Source organism: Mesorhizobium sp. WSM3224, from assembly GCF_000427725.1.
In the GTDB taxonomy this organism is placed as follows: Bacteria; Pseudomonadota; Alphaproteobacteria; order Rhizobiales; family Rhizobiaceae; genus Mesorhizobium.
The window spans coordinates 127,844-142,758 of sequence record NZ_ATYO01000001.1 but is presented as its reverse complement, the minus strand read 5'-3'; the positions used below and the strand labels follow the sequence as shown (position 1 = coordinate 142,758).

Sequence of the window (14,915 nt, the reverse complement as noted above, 5' to 3'; positions counted from 1 at the left end):
GCGATCAACCCCACGGCTTGCCCATCAGCCCGTTGGGTCGGACCGACAGGAAAACCATCAGGGCGGCAAAGATGACGAGATAGGTCACGTCGCCATATTCGCGCAGCACGGTGAGGCCGACCGACTCCATCATGCCGAGGATGAAGCCGCCGGCGATCGCACCGCCGACGACGCCGGCGCCGCCGATCATCACCATCAGGAAGGCCTTGATCGAGATCGGCCCGCCGATGCCGGAATTGACGCCGGTGATGGTGACCAAGAGCCCACCGACAACGCCCGCGAGCATGGCGCCCATGGCGAAGCCGATCATCGAATAGCGATCGACCCTGACACCCATCAGTTGGGCGGCGACGCGGTCCTGGGCGAGGGCCCGCATGGCTCGACCGACCCGACTGTACTGCATGTATAAGACGAAAGCGGCGATGAAGATGATGGCTAAAGCCCCGACGACCAGCCGGTCGTAAGGCATGATGATGCCGGCATCGTTGAAGACGCCCTTGACGATCTTGGGAACGCCGCGCTGCTTTTCGCCGAATATGAGCAGGATGACGGCGTCGAAGAAGAAGGCCGTCGCGGCGGCAAGCAGCATGGTGCTTTCCTCGCGATGACTGCGCCTGATGACGGTTCGAAAGAGGAATTTCTCCATCAGCGCGCCGATGACGGCAAGCGTCACGCCGGAGGCGAGCAGCGCCAGCACGAAAGGCAAGCCGAGCTGGCCATAGACGGTATAGGTGATGAACCCGCCCAGCACATACATCTGGCCGTGGGCGAAATTGAGCACGTTCATCAGGGCGAAGATCAGGGTCAAGCCCAACGCGATCAGAGCGTACTGGGCACCGAGATATAATCCGTTGGCGATGACCTGTTCCATGGACACCTTCGATCTTCCGCGGGGTTCCGGCCCTATTGCCGGACCCCGCGGCAAGCTGGGGAAGTGACGCTCGAAGGTGATGCTAGTCGACGGAGCCGACGAACAGCGTCTGGAAAGCGCCGTCCTTGTATTCGTTGACCACCATCGGTACCGAGAGCTGGCGCTTCTGGCCGAAGGACGTCGCGCCGACATAGCTCAGCTTCGCGTCGCCCTTGAGGAAGGGATTGGGCGCGGCGAAGGTGTCCATGGTCTTCTTGAATTCCGCGACGTCGTTGATTGCCGCCGGATCGGCCTTCAGCGTGTCGAGGATGTATTCCAGCGCGTAGACCTTGGTATTGGACTCGTCGTTGTATTCGCCGAACATCTTGGTGTAGCGGGTGACGAATTCCTTCATCTGATCCGAAGCGATCTCCGGCGTCGAGGCGCCACCGACGGAGATGAAGCCGTTGGCGTACTCGCCGGCGCCCTCTTCCAGAACCTTGGCGTCCTGCGCGGTTTCAGTCGAGATCAGGCCCTCATAGCCGAGCTCGCGGGCGGCGCGGATGAGCAGCGGCGCATTGGCCGGCGCCACGCCCGACAGCACCAGCAGGTCGGGCTTCAGCGCGACGATGGGCGTCAGCACCGGCGTGAAGTCGCGTGTGTCGTTCTGGTAGGTGTCGTTCTGGGCGACGATTTCCAGTCCCAGAGCCTTCGCCGCCTCGACGCCGCTGTCGCGCTGGCTGAGCGGGTCGGATTCATTGGCCGCGACAAAGGCGATCTTCTTCACACCTTTGTTTTCCTTGAGGTATTTGTAGATCGCCGGCCCCGACTGGTAATTGGCGATCATACCGAGCACGGCATTGGAGGCGGGCTTCTGGTAGAGCGCCTTGGGGAAGGCGTAAGGGAAATAGATGATGCCGTTGGCCTCGGCGACCGGGCGTACCGCGGCGGCGCCGTCATCGACGTTCGGCCCGACGACATAGTGGATGCCTTCCTGCGCCATCTTCTCCATGCCGGCGATGGCGCGCTTGGGGTCTTTTTGATCATCGAAGGTGACAATGTTGATGTTGTAGGTGTCATTGCCGATCTTGACGCCACCGGTCTCGTTGAGCCAGGCGGCGCGGGCCTGCATGGAGCGTACGTTCGAGGTGCCCCAGGCGGCCGCAGGGCCGCTGGTGACGCCAACGAAGCCTATTTTCAGTTCCTTGTTTTCAGCCTGCGCGGACGAAATGCCGACAGCGGCAATCGCCAGGGCCGAGACGGCGCCGAGCGCCATTGATTTCAGAGTCGAGCGACGGTTGATCATATCTGCAGTTCCCCTTGGTTATCGCGCTTTGTGTTTTGCTCATAGGCTGCGCGGATAGCGTAAGGGAAACCGGTGCCGATAGATTGTCAACGCATTTCTTATTTTTTGTATACAATGCTCCGATCGAATGTGTGCGATGGTTCACCAAGGCAGGATCGGCATTGAAAGGAAGCGAAATCCAAGCAACCGCAGCCGACCCAGCGGCTCCGATCGGTTCGCGGGGACTATGAAGACAAAGAGGATCGAGGCTTATCGATGAGTGGCCAGCATGCAATGCCGCCTGCGCACTACTTCCCGCAATATTGGTCGTTGATGTCGTTTACAGCATTCGCGTCCGGTCCGACGCGATGGTAGGCGCAGGCGTCGGCTGCCGTGGTGGTCATCTGCTGGTCGTAATAGCGCGGACCGCCGAACAGCGTGTCGATGATGTCGTCGCCAACCGGAACATAGCGCTCGTGCCCGGTGATCGGGTGGCGATACCGTTCGCCGGCGGAAGCCGGGGCCGTCATCGTGGCCGCCGCCGCAAGCACAAGCACCGAGATCGCAAAACATTTCATAAGCGGCAACCTTCCGGCAATTTGGATCCGCAACATATCCAAATCGCCAGCGGAGCAAAAGTTCCCATTCGAGCTAATGCAGGTGCCGCAGCTTGTCGGGGTTGCGCATGACATAGATCGCCGTGATCTTGCCATCCTCGATGTCGAGAGCGGTGGTCTGGAGCTCGCCGTCGACCTCCAGCGTGACGAAGCCGGGCAGGCCATTGATGAAGCCGTAGCGGACCAGCTTCGAGCGGTTGTCCTTGAGCCATGCCGCCACGACCGCGTATTGCGTCATGACCGCCTCGAACCCGAGGGCCGGCTCGATCGCCGCCGGACGCTTGCCGCCGCCATCGGCGTGGGCAGTGACGTCGGCGCTCAGCATCGCGCCAAGCGCTTTCATGTCGCCGCTGCGCGAAGCGTTGAAGAAGGCCTCGGCGATCTCAAGTCCGCGCTGTCTCTCGACCTTGAAGCGAGGCCGCGCCTCACGGACATGCTCACGCGCACGGGCCGCGAGCTGGCGGCAGGCGGCCGGATCGCGCTCGATCTCCGCCGCGACCTCCTCGAATTGCAAGCCGAACACGTCATGCAGCAGGAAGGCGGCGCGCTCGAGCGGCGACAGGCGCTCCAGCGCCATCATCAGCGGCAAGGTGACGTCATCGGCCTCATCTTCGTCCACCAGCGGCTCAGGCAACCAGGGGCCGACATAGGTCTCGCGCTGATGCCGCGCGGATTTGAGCTGGTCGAGGCACAGCCGCGTGACCGTGCGGCGCAGGAACGCCTCGGGCTGGCGCACCTCAGTGCGCTCGGTCCTCATCCAGCGGATGAAGGCCTCCTGCACCACATCCTCGGCATCGGCGACCGAGCCCAGCATGCGGTAGGCGACCCGCATCAGCTTTGGGCGCAGCGGCTCGAAATCCGCCGCCGCGCCCGTGAATGCCGGCTCCGTCGTCAAGCGGCCGCCGCCTTTTCGACAGCCGCCTTGTTGGCAGCCTGGGCGGCAGCCGCCTTGTTGGAAGCCTTGACGGCCGCCGGATCGACAAAGCCGCCGAAGCCGACCGCGATGCGGTTCCAGCCATTGATCATGTTGATCATCAATGTGAGCTTCACGCGCTCCTCCTCGGAGAAATGCGGCTTGAGCGCTTCATAAGCCGCCTCATGCGTATGGCCTTCGCAAATCCTGGTCAGCGCCTCGGTCCAGCCGAGCGCGGCGCGCTCGCGGTCGGTATAGCATGGCGCCTCGCGCCAGGCGGACAACAGATAGATGCGCTGCTCGGTCTCGCCGCGCTCGCGGGCATAGGTGGTGTGCATGTTGATGCAGTTGGCGCAGCCATTGATCTGCGAGGCTCGGATCTCGATGAGCTCGGCAAGCGCCGGATCGAGACTGCCGGCAATGGCGAGCGAGGCGCGGTGCCACTCCTTCATCAGCGAAGGGGCAGCGGCAAGGGGGTCAAGTCTGACGGTCATGGTCGGTTCCTTTCGTTGGTTCCAACCTCAAGACGAGCGAGCCTCGGCCAGTTGTGACATCGGCGCGGAAAATTTTGGCCGCCGTGCCACTTATCCGGATCTCCGAAAATAACGGCAATCGCGACGGCGGATTTTCGACAATCGCCGACGCCGATGCCGGATATCCTGCATTCGTTCGGCCACCAGTCCCGGAGGCCTGGGGAATAGCCCGATGACAGCCAGAGTGATCGTCCTCGACGCCAAGCCGTTGGGCACGGAAGATGTCGCCGAGATCGCGCGGCGCAACGCCCGCCTCGTGCTCGGCGAGGAAGCCATGCGACGCATCCGCGCCAGCCGCGCCGTCATCGAGCATCTCACCCAGCTCGGCAAGCCGCTCTACGGCGTCACCACCGGCCTCGGCGCCTGTGTCGACACGCCGCTTGCAGCAGCCGATCTGATCGCTTTCCAGCACAGCGTGCCGCTCAGCCACTCCATGGGCGCCGGCCCGGCGCTGCCGACGGAGGCGGTGCGGGCGCTGATGGTCGCGCGCATCTGCGGCATGGCCGCGGGCGGCACCGGCACCTCGGAGGGCGTGGTCATGGGCCTGGTCGCGGCGCTCAACGCCGGCGTCCATCCGGTGATACCGTCCTGGGGGTCGGTAGGTGCCGCGGACCTTGCGCCGCTCGGCCATCTGGCGAGGGCGCTGCGCGGCGACGGCGAGACGGAGTATCAGGGCAGGATCATGGCGTCGGCCGAAGCGCTTCGAGCCGCCGGGCTGGAACCGCTCGACCTGCGCGAGAAGGACGGCCACGCCATCATCGTCGCCAATAGCCTCTCGACCGGAACCGCATGCCTGGCGCTTGAAGAGGTCGCTTGCCTGATCGACTGGTCGCTGGCGGCGGCGGCGCTCAACTACGAAGCTTTCCGTTCGTCGCTCAAGGCCATCGACGAGGATGCGCTCGCGGCGCGGCCAGCCTTCGGCCAGCGCGAGATCGGCGCGCGGCTGAGGGCCGAGCTTTCGGGCAGCGGGCTCTGGCAGGACAATGCCGCGCGGCGCCTCCAGGATCCGCTGAGCTTCCGCTGCGTGCCGCAGGTGTGGGGCGGCCTTCTCCACGCGTTCGAACAGGCGAAGCTGGCAACGGAGATCGAGCTTGGCCATTCCGGCGACAATCCGGTCATCCTGTCCGAGGCCGAGCGGGTCGTCTCCAACGGCAATTTCGACCTCACTGCTTTCACGCTGACTTGGGAAACCCTCGGCCAGGCGCTGGCGCATTGCGCGGCCGGCACCGCCAACCGCTCGATGAAGCTGATGTCGCCGACCGTGGCGGAGCTGCCGCGCTTCCTGTCGGCCAGGGGCGGCAGCCGCCAGGGCTATGCGGAACTGCAGAAGCCGGTCGCGGCGCTCGAAGCCGAGATCCGGCATCTTGCCAATCCAATGTCGCTCAGCCCTTTAGCCATCTCGGACGGTATCGAGGACCAGTCGTCGATGGCGCCGCGCGTCGTGGTCAAGACTGCTGCGATCATCGAGCGCCTGCGCTATCTGGTTGCGATGGAACTGATCTTCGCGGCAACCGGCGTGGAGTTGCGCGGCGTGCTGGACAGCATGGGCGAAGGCCCGCGGCGCAGCTATGAAGCCGTGCGGGCACTTGTCGCCCCGCTCGACGACGATCGCGAAATGAGCGCCGACATGGCGCGGGTCGCACGCATGGTGGCGGGGCCGCGGATCTGATCGGACGCGGAGCGACGCCGCTCCCATCGGTTCGGCGGGATCGTGCGCTGATCGTCAGTGGTAGTGGATGCCGCCGTCGACCTTGAGCGCCTGTCCGGTCACGAAGGCCGACAAGTCCAAGGCGAAGAACAACTCCGGCCGCGCGTCAGTCGCGCGATATGGACAGCCCAGCGAGAAGCGGAGCGTACGCGGCGAGCCTGCGGGATACGAACTCCGTGAAGAGCCGCACGCGCTTCGTCTTGCGCGTCTCCCCTTGTGTGAGAAGCCAGACCGTTCCGTACATGTGCAGGTCGGTGCCCGGCACCCTCACCAGCAGGGGGTCGGCATCCCCGACGAAGCACGGCAGTGTCGTCATCCCGAGCCCCTGCCGCACCGCGACGATCTGCGCCTCGGCATCCGTGACCCTGAACGGAACCTCGGCGGTGCGAACCTCACCCTCGTGGGCCCAGTCCGGGATGCCATGAATGCTTATGACGATCCACCGGATGGGATCAGGCGCGCCCGCACGCCATGCGGCTAGTCGATCGCGGGACATGTAGATGCCGCCGAACAGCTCCGGTCCCTTCAGGCCGTGAAGATTGAGCGGCAGGGTTTTGCGGTCGTAGACCACGCGGATCGCCACGTCGGCCTCTCGGTTGGTCAGATTTGCCAGCTCGCCGGACGACAAGATTTCCATCTCGATGTCCGGATGCAGACGCGCGAAATCGGCGAAGTCCGGCATGAGCAGGTGTGTCGCGAGGGGCGGCGCCAGCGTCACCCGCAGAAGTCCGCGCACGCTCTGGTCGCGACCGAAGACGCGCGTCTCCAGCAGGTGCGACGACGATTCCATCTGGTCCGCGAACTCGAGGACCTCCTCGCCCGCAGCCGTCAGGCGGTAGCCCGAAGGCAGCTTTTCGAACATGTGCACCCCGAGGCGCTCCTCGAGCTGGGCGACGCGTCGCAGCACGGTCGAGTGGTTCACACCGAGGCGCTCAGCCGCAGCCCGCACCGAGCCGCCGCGGGCGACGGCAAGAAAGTAGCGAATGTCATCCCAGTCGATCATGGTGCAATCCGGCACCGCGCGGTGCGCATTCCAAAGGCCGTATCTAACGCATCGCACACGGGCGGTCATCATAGCTTATGTCGACGAGCACAGCCCAAATCCCGAACGGCGGACATCGATCGTCACGGCTGGCGTCAATCGTCCGGCCGGATCGATTTTGCACCACCGATGTGCGCGCTTCCGCACTCAACAACTGGCGTCGGCGGACCCATTTCGAGGTTCTCGGGGGCGTCCCCGGACGACCAAGGATGCATGACATGAACAGACTGAATGGAAAGACCGCCGTGATCACTGGTGGCGCTACCGGCATCGGCCGCGCCGCAGCGAAGCGCTTCATCGAGGACGGCGCTTTCGTCTTCATCTTCGGCCGCCGGCAGGAAGCGCTCGACGCCGCTGTGGCCGACCTCGGGCCTAATGCCCGCGCAGTGAAGGGCTCGGTCTCCGATCTGGCCGACCTCGACCGCCTCTACGCAGCAGTGAAAGCCGAGCGCGGAACCCTCGACATCGTCTTCGCCAATGCCGGGGCGGGAAGCCCGCTTCCGCTCGGCGAGATCACCGCCGAGCACATCGACGAAACTTTCGACACCAATGTGAAGGGTACGATCTTCACGGTCCAGAAGGCGCTGCCGCTGATGGGCAAGGGCGGTTCGATTATCCTGACAGGATCGAGCGCTGGCACCACGGGTGCCCCGGCATTCAGCGCCTACAGCGCGAGCAAGGCGGCGGTGCGCAACCTCGCGCGGACCTGGGCGGAGGACCTGAAGGGCACCGGCATCCGGGTAAACGTGCTGTCGCCCGGGGCGACGGCGACCGAACTCGCGAAGGAAGCGCTAGGCGAGGAGGGCCAGAAGGTCTTCGCCTCGATGACTCCGCTCCAGCGCATGGCCGATCCGGCGGAGATCGGGGCGGTGGCTGCCTTTCTCGCGTCGTCGGACAGCAGCTTCATGACTGCCAGCGAGGTCGCCGTCGACGGCGGCCTTGCGCAACTCTGACGAGCTACGCCGGGCCCGGCTCTCCATTCGACTGCTCGGAGCGCCGTAGGGCTCGGCAAATAACCCAGCGCCATCGAGGCCCGGGAATCAATATCAACACGGAATGGAGAAGTATTATGAGCTATGCGATTGTAGGATTCGGCAAGATAGGCCAGGCCCTCGCCCACGCCTTCGCCCGTAAAAACATCGACGTGACCGTCGCGAGCCGCCGGCCGCCCGAGGCGCTGGCGCCGCAGGCCCGGGCGATCGGACCCACGGTCGTCGCCAAGTCGCTGCGGGATGCGGTCGAGGCCGACACGATCATCTTGGCAACCCCGTTCTGGGAGCACCGCGAGGTCGCGAAGGCCCTGCCGAACTGGGAAGGCAAGACGATCATCGACGCGACGAACGCGTTTCCGGTGCCTGAAGAGCTGCACGGTCTCCCGTCCTCCGCCTTCGTCGCGAAGGCGTTCACCGGCGCCAAGCTCGTCAAAGGGTTCAATCACCTGATTGCGGCCACGCTGGCTACCGATCCGATCGTCGAGGGCGGCCACCGGGTCGTCTTTCTGTCAAGCGACGACGAGGACGCGATCGCTCCCGTGGCGGCCTTGGCCAAACAACTCGGGTTCGCACCCGTCAAGCTGGGAAAGCTCAACGAGGGTGGCGCGCTGGTGCACGCACGCGGCCGCACTTGGGGCCAGCTGATCTTCCAGGACCTGTTCAAGAAGGAGCAGTGACCGATGTATGACCACGTCATTTGGCCCGAGCGATATGATCCGAAAACGTCGGCTATCTACGCACTCAACGACATTGACGTGAAGGCGCCGCCTGAAGTGGTCTGGAAGCTGCTGGTCGATGCCGAGAATTGGTCGAGCTACTTTCCCGCCGAAGATCAGGTCAGGATCCTGACCGGCAAGCCGGAACTGGCGCTTGAAACCAGATACACCCGGGTGACGGTTGGCTTTCCGATGAGCCTGGTCGTGACGGAGTGCGAGCCCTTCCGCAGGCTGGCATGGGCGACAACAGTCGATGGCGACGTTAGCGGATCGAGCGCGTACCACGGCTGGGTCATCACTCCTACAGCCGATGGCTGCCATGTGCTGACCGAAGAAACGCAGCAGGGCCCTTGGTTCCTTGAGGAACTCGGGCGCAAGCATCCCGGTGCACTCTACCGTTATCACCAGGAATGGGTTGAACGCCTCGCCCGCGCTGCGGAGGCGGAAGTCGCGAACAAGGCAGATTGACGTGCTTGTCCTGAGGTCTCGCCGCGTCGCCTGGGCCGTGATGCTTTCGACCGAACAGTGCTGGGCCAGCCTTCGTCCAAATATTGTCGGTACTCAACTGGCGACGGGCGATTCCAGCCTGGATCGGCGGATGATCACCACCTACCATTGGAGATGAATGATATGAATATTGAACTCAGGGGCCGCAAGGCGATTGTCACCGGATCGACCGCCGGTATCGGCCGCGCGACGGCGGAGGGGCTGGCCCGCGCCGGCGCATCGGTCGTCGTCAACGGCCGTGGGAGTAGCCGGGTCGACGAGGCGGTGCGGCAGATGCGGCAGGCCTTTCCCGGAAGCGACATCTCGGGCATCGCCGCCGATCTTGCGACAGCGGAGGGTGCCGAGGCCTTGATCGCGCAGGCGCCGGACGCCGATATCCTTGTGAACAACGTTGGTACGGCTCACCTCCGGGGCTACAATGGCGTCGAGGACATCGCGAAGATCCCCGACGAGGACTGGCTCGGCCTCTTCCAGTTGAACGTAATGAGTGGCGTGCGCGTGACCCGTCATTACCTGCCGCGGATGGTGGTGAAAGGCTGGGGTCGTGTCGTGTTTGTAAGCAGCGAGTCCGCGGTCAACATCCCCAAGGAAATGCTTGACTACGGCATGACCAAGACAGCTCAACTCGCGATCTCGCGCGGGCTTGCCGAGGCGGTCGCGGGCACGGGCGTCACCGTCAACGCCGTCTTGCCGGGACCTACCCGCTCTGAGATCCTGGGCGACTTCATGGCGAAGCAGGCCGACGCAAACGGGATAACGCAGCAGGAAGCCGAGCAGGGCTTCCTGAAGGCGATGCGTCCAACCACCCTCATCCAACGCTTCTCGACCACCGATGAGGTGGCCAACATGATCATCTATGCATGCTCGGAGCAGGCTTCGGCAACAACCGGCGCGGCTTTGCGGGTGGATGGCGGCGTGGTCCGTTTCGTCGCGTAGCTGCCGAGACGATTATGGCGCCGACCAGCGGACGGTCGGCGCCAGTGGCTGAATAGGTGAAGGAAGGCGCGCACGGCGGGATTGGCGCGCCGACTTTCCGGCCAGACCGCCGTGCGACCTGGCACGAGCGACTGCTGACGATTAAAGCGTGTCGCGCTGAAACGGATTCAGGCGACACGCTTTAAGTCTTTGTTTTTATGCATGTCGTTGTCCCAGAACCGCTGCACACTTCTGGGCGACATGCATTAGCCGAGCGACAGTTCTTTCGTCTGGTGTCTCAGCACGAGGCCGACTGCGCCCAGCAATGCATCGTTCTCAGTGTGCTTGCCAACGATTATCCGCGTGCGCAGGGCCGGAGCGATATCGCGGGACTTGATGAGCGTGTGGCGTTCATAGGATGCGATCAACGGCGTCAACAGAATGTCGCCCGCCAAAGCCATGTGGCCGCCGACGATGATGAGCGGCGGATTGAGCACCGAGCCGATCAAGCCAAGACCCCGGCCGGCGATCTCGGCAGTGTCCTCGATCATCCGCAACGCCCTGACATCGCCCTGCTCGGCCATGGTGATGACATCGTCCATGGTGACTAGCCGCCCAACGATACGCGAAATCTGTTCCAGCGGCCGGGCAAAACTCGCGTACAGTTCCAGGCATCCGCGATTGCCGCACCGGCAAAGATCGCCGCCGGGATCTATGCTGATGTGCCCGAATTCGCCGGCGCCGCCGGCGATGCCCGTCACCAGCCGGCCATGTTGGACAATGGCCCCGCCGACACCCAGATCGATCTTGAACAGCACGAAATCGTCCTGGCCGATGGCCGCACCCCACATTAGCTCCGCAATGGCCGAACAGTTGCTCTCGTTGTCGGCGAAGATCGGCTGTTCCAGGACGGGTCCGAACACATCTCGTATGTTGACGCCGGCCCATGTTGGAACCATGCTCGCGCGCAGCACCACTCCATCGCGGCTGACAGGGCCGGAGACGGAAACCCCAACCCCCAGGAGCCCCGCCAAAGGCAGACCGTTTTCCTTGTAAGATTGGGCAATTGCCGATTTGACCATCTGGGCCGCCTGTTGCGGCTGGTAGTCCAGAGGCATGGGGATAGTTTTTTCGGCAATGACGGAATGCGAGACATCGGCGACGATGAGCCGTATCTGCTGAAGAGCCAGGTGAACTCCGACGCATGTGCCCGCTGTCGGATTGAGCGTCACGGCCGCGGCTGGCCTGCCGATCCCTCTGATGCCATCGCTGCTGGCCGCGGCTTCGATCACCATCCCCGACTTTCTCAAACCGTTGAGAGCGGTTGAGACAGTCGAGCGCGCCAGACCGGTGACGCGTGCGATCTGCGACGCGGAGAGCACGCCGCGCTCGCTCAGGCAGCGCACGATCATGCTCTCCGGCGACGCGGACGGTCTGTCGATCAGCCAGGTTCTAAGCGAAGGTTTTGTCATGGATCAACATAAACATCGTTGACTGATAGCTCCAATATGTCATCTTGGAAAGAACTCGAGATAACCAATCTCGCCGGTTGCGGCTTCAAACCGCGGCCATAAGCGGTCGAGACGAACCGTGCAACACCATATGGGAGTGAAACAATGAAGTGCGTCATGACCGCCCTCGCGGCCGCTGCTGCGTGGACCTTTGTCGCGGGGGCAGCCTCCGCCGAGCCAAAGACGAACCTGCTGCACCAATGGGCGACAGGATCGGACGCCCAGGCGATCGCCAAGCTCGGCGAGATGTTCACCGCCAAGGGCGGCAAATGGGAACAGACCTCGATCGCCGGTCACACGGCCAATACGCTGGCCAAGCTGCGGGCCGACGTGATCGCCGGCAATGCCCCGCCTGCCGTGCAGCTCAAAGGTCCGGAAATCGCCGAGTGGAACGAGACCGGTATGACCGCCGATCTCGACGAGCTGGCGGCCTCGGAAGGATGGGAGAAGGTGGTGGCGCCGGAATTGCTTCCGGTGATGAAGCCGACCGGCAAATGGGTCGCCGCTCCCATGAACATCCACCGCATCAACTGGCTCTGGGCCTCGCCCAAGGTCATGCAGGCCGCCGGCGTGGCGGAGATGCCGAAGACCTGGGCCGAGTTCAATGCAGCCTGTGACAAGATCGTCGCCTCAGGCAAGATCTGCATCTCGCATTCGACCGCCGACTGGACGGATTCGACGGTGTTCGAGGTCGTGCTCTACGGCCAGGACATCGACCTCTATCGCAAGGCCTTCGTCGAAGGCGACGTCGAATCCATGCGCAGCCCCGGGATGGTCAAGGCCTTCGAGCAGATGCGCCTGATGGCGAGCAAGTACATGGATCCGGGCATGGTAGGCCGCGACTGGGATTCGATGTCGGCGCTCGTCGGCAAGGGCGACGCGGCGTTCCACATCATGGGCGACTGGACGATCGGCCTGCTGACCGCCGCCGGCTTCAAGGAAGGCACCGACTATGTCTGCGCCCAGGCGCCGACCGATTGGGGCAAACCCGGCTTCATCCTCAACTCCGACTCGGTCGTGTTCTTCAAGCAGAAGGACCAGGATTACATCGACGGCCAGAAGCTGCTGGCCAGCCTGATCCTGTCGCCCGACTTCCAGACGGTCTTCAACCAGGCCAAGGGCTCGATCCCCGCGCGCCTGGATATCGATCTGTCGAAGGGCTTCAATCCGTGCCAGCAGCTTTCGCAGAAGGATCTGCAGGCTTCGATCAAGGGGGGCACGCTGGTCCGCTCGATGGCGCACAACATGACCGTCCCGCAGAAGATGCGCGGCGCGATCATGGACTCCATTACCGAGTTCGTGGCGACGCCCGACATGTCAGCCGAAGCCGGCGCCAATGCGATGGCCGACGCGGCAGAAGCACAGAAGTAGACAGGAACGGCCGGGCGCAATTTCTATCCGCACCCGGCCATCCTCCATCCCGCGCCCTGCCAGTCCCGTGCTCTGAATGTCAAACCACGACCTGATCCTGCCGGTCCCGGCGCCCGCCCGCCTTTGGCGGGAGCGGCTGGGCTCCGCGATGCCCTTGCTGGTGCTCGGCCCCTCGCTTGTGGCGAGCTTCGTCTACGTCTTCGTGTTCACCGGCTGGACGCTCTACATCTCTGTCTCGAACTCCTCGCTGCTCCCGACCTACGGCTTCGTCGGCCTGGACAACTACGCGTCGCTCTGGGCGAACCGGCGCTGGAACATCGCCTACACCAACCTCTTTTTGTTCAGCGGTTTCTATATCGTCGGCTCGATGGCCGTCGGACTGCTGCTGGCAATCCTGATCGATCAGCGCGTGCGCGGCGAAGCTGCCTGGCGCACGATCTTCCTCTATCCGCTGGCCGTTTCCTTCATCGTCACCGGCACGGTCTGGAGCTGGCTCTACAACCCGGTCGACGGCATCCAGGCGCTGGTGCGCGGACTGGGCTGGACGAGCTTCAGTTTCGCACTCGCCAGCGACCGACATTATGCGATCTACGCGGTGATCATCACCGGCGTCTGGCAGGCCTCGGGCTTTGCCATGGCGCTCTTCCTGGCCGGTCTGCGCTCGGTGGATCAGGATCTCGTCAAGGCCGCTCAGATCGACGGCGCATCGACCTTCCGCATCTATCGCAAAGTGCTTCTGCCAACGATTGCGCCAATCTTCCTGGCGGTCGCCGTGATCCAGATCCAGTTCGCCATCAAGACCTTCGACCTGGTGGCCGCCCTCACCAAAGGCGGCCCGGGGATCTCGACCACCTTCCCCGCCATCTACGTCTATGACCTGATGTTCCAACGCGGCCAGATCGGCGAAGGTGCCGCGGCAGCCATCATGATGCTTGCCGCTGTTGCCGTGGTGCTGGTGCCCTATTCGTTCTGGGTGGTCTGGCGCCGGCGCAAGGAAGCCGGCCATGGCTGACGCAGTGCTGGACCAGTCGCTCGATCATCGCGCCGCCACGGTTGCGGCGCGCAGGCATTTCCTCACCCGCTTCGTCATCTATGGGCTGCTGGTCATCTTCGCGGCGATCTACCTGGTCCCGTTGCTGGTCGTGGTGCTGAATTCATTCCGCGATCAGCAAGAGATCGCGCGCAACGGGCTGATCTCGCTGCCGCGCAGCTTCCGCCTCGAAGCCTGGGGCCAGGCCTGGAGCAGCTACTGCATCGGCGGCACCTGCGAGGGCATGCAACGCAATTTCTACAACTCCCTGAAAATGACGATCCCGGCGACGATCATCTCGACGGCGGTCGGCGCGATGAACGGATACATCCTGTCGAAATGGCGCTTCAGGGGCTCGGAAGCGCTGTTCACCTGCATGCTGCTCGGCGTCTTCATTCCCGGCCAGATTTCGTTGATGCCGTGGGCGTTCATCCTCGGCAATCTCGGCCTCAGCAATTCGGTCTACGGGCTCGTCCTCATCCACGTCATCCAGGGCATTTCGTTCACCACCCTGTTTTGCCGCAACTATTACGTCAGCATACCCGACGACCTGATCAAGGCGGCGCGCATCGACGGCGCAGGCTTCTGGCGCATCTTCCGCAAGATCATTCTGCCGCTCTCCTCACCGATCCTGATCGTCACGGTGATCTGGCAATTCACCGGCATCTGGAACGAATATCTGTTCGGGGTCGTCTTCACCTCCGGGCAGCAGCAGCCGATCACGGCCGCGCTCGTCGCGCTGACGGCAAGCGGTACCAATGTACGCGCCTACGATGTCATGAGCGCCGCCGTGCTGATCGGCGCGCTGCCGCCGCTGCTGATCTATCTCTTCGGCGGCAAGTATTTCGTCCGCGGCCTGACCCAAGGCGCAATCAAGTGAGGCGCGATCAAATGAGCGGAGCCTGTAGCATGTCGCCGATCGTCC

At 63.6% G+C, this 14,915-nt stretch carries 15 protein-coding genes; 8 read left to right on the top strand and 7 right to left on the bottom strand.

Annotated elements, in window-relative coordinates; genetic code table 11:
• Positions 1–4: 4 nt before the first annotated feature.
• The 5 genes from YU3_RS0100675 to YU3_RS35805 all read right to left on the bottom strand — a co-directional run bounded on the left by YU3_RS0100675 (position 5) and on the right by YU3_RS35805 (position 4,159).
• Positions 5–871, bottom strand: coding sequence for a branched-chain amino acid ABC transporter permease (locus YU3_RS0100675; protein ID WP_027164411.1), 867 nt, complete (start codon positions 869–871; stop codon positions 5–7).
• 82 nt (positions 872–953) lie between these two features.
• On the bottom strand, positions 954–2,156 hold the full coding sequence (locus YU3_RS0100670; protein WP_027164410.1) for an ABC transporter substrate-binding protein: 1,203 nt from the start codon (positions 2,154–2,156) through the stop codon (positions 954–956).
• A 287-nt stretch (positions 2,157–2,443) separates the two neighbouring features.
• Complete coding sequence (locus YU3_RS0100665; protein ID WP_036257602.1) at positions 2,444–2,713, bottom strand: hypothetical protein; 270 nt, start codon at positions 2,711–2,713, stop codon at positions 2,444–2,446.
• A gap of 73 nt (positions 2,714–2,786) precedes the next feature.
• Positions 2,787–3,647, bottom strand: a complete 861-nt coding sequence (locus YU3_RS0100660) for a sigma-70 family RNA polymerase sigma factor (RefSeq protein WP_027164408.1) — start codon at positions 3,645–3,647, stop codon at positions 2,787–2,789.
• A complete protein-coding gene (locus YU3_RS35805; protein WP_051333806.1) occupies positions 3,644–4,159 on the bottom strand; it encodes a carboxymuconolactone decarboxylase family protein in 516 nt (171 codons plus the stop codon). The genes YU3_RS0100660 and YU3_RS35805 overlap by 4 nt, the downstream gene beginning before the upstream one ends.
• 211 nt (positions 4,160–4,370) lie before the next feature.
• Between YU3_RS35805 and hutH the strand changes: the two genes are divergently transcribed.
• A complete protein-coding gene (gene hutH, locus YU3_RS0100650; RefSeq protein ID WP_051333805.1) occupies positions 4,371–5,867 on the top strand; it encodes a histidine ammonia-lyase in 1,497 nt (498 codons plus the stop codon).
• A 145-nt stretch (positions 5,868–6,012) separates the two neighbouring features.
• On the opposite strand, the gene YU3_RS0100645 is transcribed toward hutH, so the two are convergent.
• Positions 6,013–6,909 carry a LysR family transcriptional regulator gene (locus YU3_RS0100645; protein ID WP_027164406.1) on the bottom strand — a complete coding sequence of 299 codons (897 nt, stop codon included), beginning with the start codon at positions 6,907–6,909 and terminating at the stop codon, positions 6,013–6,015.
• A 257-nt stretch (positions 6,910–7,166) separates the two neighbouring features.
• On the opposite strand from YU3_RS0100645, the gene YU3_RS0100640 reads away from it, so the two are divergent.
• The 4 genes from YU3_RS0100640 to YU3_RS0100625 all read left to right on the top strand — a co-directional run bounded on the left by YU3_RS0100640 (position 7,167) and on the right by YU3_RS0100625 (position 10,099).
• Positions 7,167–7,901, top strand: coding sequence for an SDR family oxidoreductase (locus tag YU3_RS0100640; RefSeq protein WP_027164405.1), 735 nt, complete (start codon positions 7,167–7,169; stop codon positions 7,899–7,901).
• Positions 7,902–8,017: 116 nt separating this feature from the next.
• Positions 8,018–8,617: an NADPH-dependent F420 reductase gene (locus YU3_RS0100635; protein ID WP_027164404.1), complete on the top strand. Its 600-nt coding sequence runs from the start codon at positions 8,018–8,020 to the stop codon at positions 8,615–8,617.
• A gap of 3 nt (positions 8,618–8,620) precedes the next feature.
• On the top strand, positions 8,621–9,124 hold the full coding sequence (locus YU3_RS0100630; RefSeq protein WP_027164403.1) for an SRPBCC domain-containing protein: 504 nt from the start codon (positions 8,621–8,623) through the stop codon (positions 9,122–9,124).
• A gap of 162 nt (positions 9,125–9,286) precedes the next feature.
• Positions 9,287–10,099: an SDR family oxidoreductase gene (locus YU3_RS0100625; RefSeq protein WP_027164402.1), complete on the top strand. Its 813-nt coding sequence runs from the start codon at positions 9,287–9,289 to the stop codon at positions 10,097–10,099.
• 245 nt (positions 10,100–10,344) lie between these two features.
• Here YU3_RS0100625 and YU3_RS0100620 read toward each other — a convergent pair whose 3' ends face one another.
• Positions 10,345–11,490: an ROK family transcriptional regulator gene (locus YU3_RS0100620; RefSeq protein ID WP_198021622.1), complete on the bottom strand. Its 1,146-nt coding sequence runs from the start codon at positions 11,488–11,490 to the stop codon at positions 10,345–10,347.
• Positions 11,491–11,706: 216 nt separating this feature from the next.
• Here YU3_RS0100620 and YU3_RS0100610 point away from each other — a divergent pair, with 216 nt between their 5' ends.
• The 3 genes from YU3_RS0100610 (at position 11,707) to YU3_RS0100600 (ending at position 14,870) form a co-directional block, all read left to right on the top strand.
• On the top strand, positions 11,707–12,960 hold the full coding sequence (locus YU3_RS0100610) for an ABC transporter substrate-binding protein (protein WP_245273382.1): 1,254 nt from the start codon (positions 11,707–11,709) through the stop codon (positions 12,958–12,960).
• 76 nt (positions 12,961–13,036) lie between these two features.
• Positions 13,037–13,972 (top strand): sugar ABC transporter permease, encoded by a 936-nt coding sequence (locus tag YU3_RS0100605; RefSeq protein ID WP_051333804.1) that lies wholly within the window; start codon positions 13,037–13,039, stop codon positions 13,970–13,972.
• Entirely contained in the window at positions 13,965–14,870 is a 906-nt protein-coding gene (locus tag YU3_RS0100600; RefSeq protein ID WP_027164397.1) for a carbohydrate ABC transporter permease, read from the top strand. Before YU3_RS0100605 ends, YU3_RS0100600 begins: the two co-directional genes overlap by 8 nt.
• Positions 14,871–14,915 lie beyond the last annotated feature (45 nt).